At 63.4% G+C, this 5284-nt stretch carries 6 protein-coding genes; 5 read left to right on the top strand and 1 reads right to left on the bottom strand.

Going from position 1 to position 5284, the window contains the following annotated elements:
* On the bottom strand, positions 1-865 hold an 865-nt coding region (locus tag VEK15_13205), incomplete at its 3' end, for a metallophosphoesterase (GenBank protein ID HXV61649.1).
* A gap of 78 nt (positions 866-943) precedes the next feature.
* On the opposite strand from VEK15_13205, the gene VEK15_13200 reads away from it, so the two are divergent.
* From VEK15_13200 to VEK15_13180, 5 genes are all read left to right on the top strand, one after another.
* Positions 944-1222: a DUF507 family protein gene (locus VEK15_13200; protein HXV61648.1), complete on the top strand. Its 279-nt coding sequence runs from the start codon at positions 944-946 to the stop codon at positions 1220-1222.
* A gap of 58 nt (positions 1223-1280) precedes the next feature.
* The gene (locus VEK15_13195) at positions 1281-1598 is read left to right on the top strand and encodes a DUF507 family protein (protein HXV61647.1); all 318 of its coding nucleotides are present in this window, start codon (positions 1281-1283) and stop codon (positions 1596-1598) included.
* 112 nt (positions 1599-1710) lie between these two features.
* Positions 1711-3714, top strand: a complete 2004-nt coding sequence (locus VEK15_13190) for a potassium transporter TrkG (GenBank protein ID HXV61646.1) — start codon at positions 1711-1713, stop codon at positions 3712-3714.
* Between the two features lie 49 nt (positions 3715-3763).
* Positions 3764-4426 (top strand): TrkA family potassium uptake protein, encoded by a 663-nt coding sequence (locus VEK15_13185; protein HXV61645.1) that lies wholly within the window; start codon positions 3764-3766, stop codon positions 4424-4426.
* Positions 4423-5136: a hypothetical protein gene (locus VEK15_13180; GenBank protein HXV61644.1), complete on the top strand. Its 714-nt coding sequence runs from the start codon at positions 4423-4425 to the stop codon at positions 5134-5136. Before VEK15_13185 ends, VEK15_13180 begins: the two co-directional genes overlap by 4 nt.
* The last annotated feature ends 148 nt before the right edge of the window (positions 5137-5284 follow it).

Raw genomic sequence — 5284 nt, 5'->3', positions numbered from 1 at the left:
AGTAGCCCGAAGCGCTCACGAGTGCCGAAAAGAACGGGATGTGGTTGAACGTGACAATAGGTGTTTCCGCGGGAACGTTCGCGAGGTCCGATTCAATCCATGCGAGCTGCTGGGCGTCGACGTGGCCGTAGTACCACTTGTCCTCGATGTCCGCGGTGTCGAGACCCATGAAGTGCACCCCGCCATAGTCGAAGGAGTAGTAGGTAGGGCCCATGAAGCGGCGGTACATGCCCTTACCGTACAGAGGATGGTCCACCGAGACGCCCGAAAGATGGCGCTCGATTCCGAAGATCTCGTGATTCCCCGGTACGCCCCAAACCGGCATCGGAAACGTCCCAATCTCGGCCCGCAAAAGCTCGTACCGCTCGCGGGCCGTTTCCTCGGAAACGCGAAGCGCATCCCGTACGAGGTCCCCGGTGAGAAGAACGAAAGCGACGTCTCTCTCGGCCGCTATCTGGCGGAGGCGACGGAACCTCGGGAGGCTCTCGGCATCGAGATGAGTATCGGAAGCGTGCAGGAAGCTGAACTGGCTGACCGTCTCCTCGCTACGCTCGAACGGAATATTGACCAGCCACTCGAACGGGTCAGCGGGAACACGGCGCCAGAAACCTGAACGAGAGCGGAAGCCATCCGGCTGGCGCGCCCAGACGATCTGCGTTCCCGGCGCGACCGGGACCTCGTAAGCGCCGTCCTCGGCCGTCGTCCTGCAGCCGCTCCGCGTGCAGACCACAACCCCTGGGACGCCCGGCTCTCCCGGTCCCCGTTGCGAGTCGCCGTCGGTGTCCTCGAAGACGACTCCAGCGACCACCCCCTCCACCTTCGATTGTGTCGGCAGAGGGAGTGCCGAAGCCGTCAAAACGAGCATTATCGGGCAAGAATGCACAAAAACCTCCAGTTTTACTTGAGGTTTCACCTAAACTTATGATAGGCTTTTCTGTTCACTATGAGGCTAACGAAGAACCAAATCGAGTTCATTTCGTACCGTATCACGAAGGAGCTGCTGGAAAAGGGCTATATCGAGGTCGACCAACCCTCCAACATGGTGCAGAGGCTGATCGGCCTGATGACCGAAGAGCTCCTCGTGGAGGACCGCCTCAACGACGAAGTTCGAGAGATCCTGACGGAGCACTCCGAGGAGATGCGCCGAACCAACGTCGAGTATCGAGAGATGTTCAAGATGATCAAGAAGAAACTCGCACGAGAAAGGAAAATCATCCTCTGATGCCTTTCGCAAGCTCCCGTCTGATCGAGCTCGAAGGGCGTCAGGCGACCCGGTGACGATGCGGCTTTCCAGTGCAAAAATCAACCACCTGGCCAACATCATCATGGAATACCTCCGCAACGAAGGGGAGGTCGAGTTCTACGAGGACGAGAGCGAGATCCGCCTCGAGGTAGCCCGGGTGATTCAAGAAGAGCTGAGAGAGGACGAGCTCATCGATCAGGCCGTGAGATACAAGATCGAAAGCCAGGCACGGGAGATTCCCGAAGGCAGCGAGGAATGGGACATCCTCTACCGGCGCTACTACGACGACGAGGTATCGCGGCGGCAAAAAGTCATTCCCACCAGCTTCGCGCCCGCCCCCGAGCACCCGCACTAGACCGCGTTCACCCGTGAAGCTCTGAACCCATCGGGTGAGACCTTGGGATCCGTTCGGGTTAAGATCGCCGCCGATGATCCCGCTTCCACTCCCGGTGAGGCGATAGATTTTCGTGCGCTCCTCAGCATGGCCGACCGCGGGCATCGCGAGCGTCGCGCCGCTCCTCGCCCTCATTGCACTTCGCCTCGACGGGCCTCGGGCGGCCGCCATCTCCTGGTGGGCCATTTCCATCGTCTCGCTCTCGCTCCTCATCGCCGGCGGTCTCCTCACGGTCCGGCGCGTGGATCTCGGCCGCGCTCTTTCGACCGCGGGACTCGTGGGCTTCCTGAGCTCGACCCTCTCCACGGCGACATTGACCCCGGCGCTCGCTCTCTCGGCGCTCCTCGTCGGACTCGCGCTCCTTGGAACTTTGTGGGGACTCGAGGTGGCGCAGGATTCCCGCCTGTCGCGCCGGCAACAGCGCACGCTGACCGAGAGAAGGGCGCGGATTTCATCGACAATCTACCTGGCGGAATGGCTTTTGGCCTTTCTCCTGCAAATGGAGGATCGCGCGGTGCTCGCCTGCCTCGGGCTGGGACTCCTCGTTGCGCTGGGCTTCTCCCTCGCCTGGATGCTCCGGACGAGGCGAGCGGGCTCGCGTCGATGGATCGGCCCCACCGTGGTGGCAGGAGGCTCGCTCGCGGCAGCCGCGCTTGTTCCGTGGGAACCGCTCCAGATCGCCGGACTGGGAGCGCTCGTTCCGCTGACGGTACTCGTCGCGGCACGACCCAACGAAGAGCTCTCCGGCTCCTACTGGTGGCAGCCCATCGTCGAGCATCCGGCGCGTCTACTGGTGATGACGTTCGCGGGGCTGAGTTTTCTGGGAACCCTTCTCCTCGTCCTTCCCGCGAGCGCTTCCGACGGCCGGAGCGTGGGATTTCTGGACGCCGCCTTCACCGCTGTCTCCGCGGTCTGCGTCACCGGCCTCATCGTGCTCGACACCCCCGCCGCCTTCGGCGGCTTCGGCGAGGCCGTCTTGCTCGTTCTCATTCAGCTCGGCGGTCTCGGGATCATGAGCTTCTCGACGGTGACGCTCGCCTTTCTGGGATTTCGTCCGAGCCTCCGGCACGAGGCCGCCGTCGCGGGAATCTTCGGTGCCGAGCGAAGAGGCGTCCTCACCGAGGCCGTCGGTCGGCTGCTACTCTTCACCTTCGTCGTCGAGGCGGCGGGAGCGGTCTTCCTCGCGGGGTGGCTCTTCCACGAAGGCGCTCCCCCTCAGGAGGCGATCTGGCACGGGCTGTTCACGGCTGTCTCCGCCTTCTGCAATGCGGGCTTCGCTCTACGAAGCGATAGCCTCGTCTCCTTCCAGCAAGACTCCACGGTCCTCCACACGGTGGGTGCCCTCATTATTATTGGGGGGCTCTCCCCGGCCACGGTTGCCGCCGTTCCGGCAATCCTGCGGAGGCGACGGGTGGCGGTGGATCACAAGATCGCTTTCGTGGCTACACTCGCGCTGCTCGTCCTGGGAACGGGGACTATTCTCGCGCTCGAGTGGAGCCACACGCTGAGGCAGCTCTCCTGGCCCGACCGGATCCACAATGCCTGGTTCCAGTCGCTCACCACGCGAACGGCGGGATTCAACTCCGTCGACGTGGCGGCCCTTCGTCCCGCTACCCTGACCGTCGTGATCTTGCTGATGTTCGTGGGGGGCAGTCCGGGCGGGACGGCGGGAGGCATCAAGACGACGACGGGAGTCGTCCTGCTCCTCGCCGTGGTGTCGGCGGTGCGGGGCCGCTTCGTGGCGACCGCCTTCGCCCGGCGGCTCTCGCACCGCACGGTTTACGAGGCGGCCTCGATCGTCACCGTCGGCGTCCTCTCTCTTCTCATGGGCTTCTTCGCGCTCCAGCTCACGCAGAACCTCGACTCGCGGACGGCGCTCTTCGAGACGGCGTCCGCTCTCGGCACCGTCGGTCTCTCGATCGGAGGCACGGCGTCGCTCGACGCGGTAGGAAAGATCATCATCATGGTGTGCATGTTCGCGGGACGCGTCGGTCCATTGAGCCTGTTTCTCTTCCTGGGCTCGCGGAGGTCGGAATCCCGTTGGGAGCTGGTGGAGGAGGAGGTTACGGTCGGATGAGCTCTCGAGCCCTTCGAGGCCTCGAGACTGGATGAGGTAGTTTCACAAGATGCGGAAACAAGTGATCGTCATCGGACTCGGACAGTTCGGCATGGCACTTGCGAAAGCGCTCTCGGGGCGGAAGGTCGAGGTGCTCGCCATCGATCGCGACCCCAGTCGCGTGCGAGCCGCGGCGCCGTTTGTGGAGGAGGCGGTGAGCTTCGACGCGACCGACAACGAAGCGCTCGCCCGAACCTCGCCAGAGAAGCGGGATGTCACCGTCTGCGCCATCGGCGACGAATCGAGGGAGTCCTCCATCATCTGTACCGCTCTCCTCCGGCAGATGGGCTCGCCCCGGATCGTCGCTCGCGCCAACGACGAGGTGCACTCCCGGATCCTTCGGCTCGTTGGAGCCCATGAGGTCGTAAACCCCGAGCGCGAGTACGGCGAGAGACTCGCGAACCACATGGTTTACCGCGAGGTAATGGGAGAGCTCCCCTTCGGCAAAGACCTCGTGCTCACCGAGCTCCAAACCCCTCCCTCGTTCCACGAGAAGAGCCTCTCGGAGCTCGCGCTCCCCCGCCGCTTTGGCATCCAAATCGTGGGCATCCGCAGAGATGGAGAGAGCACGGTCTCCCTTCCCGAGCCGAAGGAGACGCTCCGGAAAGGCGACATCCTCGTCGTGGTCTCACGCGAGGGGGCCGTCACGCGGCTTCTGGAGCAAGAGACATGATCCCGGTGAAGCGAGAGCTCCGGTTCGGCATCGCCATCCTGTTAGCGATCCAGCTCCTCTTGGGATTCGCGGCCATCGGGCTCCTCTCCCGCATCGCTCCGGTGATCGACCAGATCCTCCAAGAGAACGACACATCGATCGAAGCTGCGGAGAAGATGCTAGGCGTTCTCGCTCTCTCGAGGGGCGGGAGCTCGCGCTCGGAGGACCTCGACGGAGAGTTCTTCGGCGCTCTCGCGAGAGCCCGGGACAACGTCACGGAAGAGGAGGAGCCCGACATCCTCGATCGCGTGGATCGAGGCTACCGAGGTCTCCAGGAGGGTTCCGAAGAGTCGCTAGCGGCCACCGTCGAGGCGGTGCAGGAGCTCATCGGCATCAACCGTGTCGCCATGCGGAACACGCGCGATCGCGCGAGCCGGCTGAGCGAGGCGGGAGCTTGGGCCGCGGTTCTGATGGCGCTCGCCGGATTCGCAGTTGGCATCGTCGTCGCGGTGCGCATCCAGAAGCGCGTCGTCGAGCCTCTCGACGAGATCCACGCCGTGGTCGTCTCCGAGAAAGCGGGCGACCGGTACCGACGCTGTCAGTACCGCGAGGCGCCTCCCGAAGTCCGTGAGATCATGTCGACGCTCAACGAGCTCTTGGACTACCGCTTCTCATCGGGAGGGCAAGCGCCAGAGCCTCAACCGAGAAGCGACGGCTCGATCGTCGGATAGGGCCGAAGACCCGCTGGCCTTGGCCGATCGCTTGCTATCTAGTGGAAGCGGGGTTGGCGGAAAGAGTGTTCGAGATGATCAAGAAAGAATTCTACAAGGACGAGCTCATCGATCAGGTCGTGAGATACAAGATCGAAAGCCAGGCACG

This window comes from Vicinamibacteria bacterium, assembly GCA_035620555.1.
In the GTDB taxonomy this organism is placed as follows: domain Bacteria; phylum Acidobacteriota; class Vicinamibacteria; order Marinacidobacterales; family SMYC01; genus DASPGQ01.
This window is presented reverse-complemented; position numbering and strand designations above follow the sequence as displayed.

Excerpts from the sequence above, each read along its gene's own strand:
- VEK15_13200 (HXV61648.1), top strand. The coding sequence starts at position 944 with ATGAGGCTAACGAAGAACCAAATCGAGTTCATTTCGTACCGTATCACG.
- VEK15_13195 (HXV61647.1), top strand. The coding sequence starts at position 1,281 with ATGCGGCTTTCCAGTGCAAAAATCAACCACCTGGCCAACATCATCATG.
- VEK15_13185 (HXV61645.1), top strand. The coding sequence starts at position 3,764 with ATGCGGAAACAAGTGATCGTCATCGGACTCGGACAGTTCGGCATGGCA.
- VEK15_13180 (HXV61644.1), top strand. The coding sequence starts at position 4,423 with ATGATCCCGGTGAAGCGAGAGCTCCGGTTCGGCATCGCCATCCTGTTA.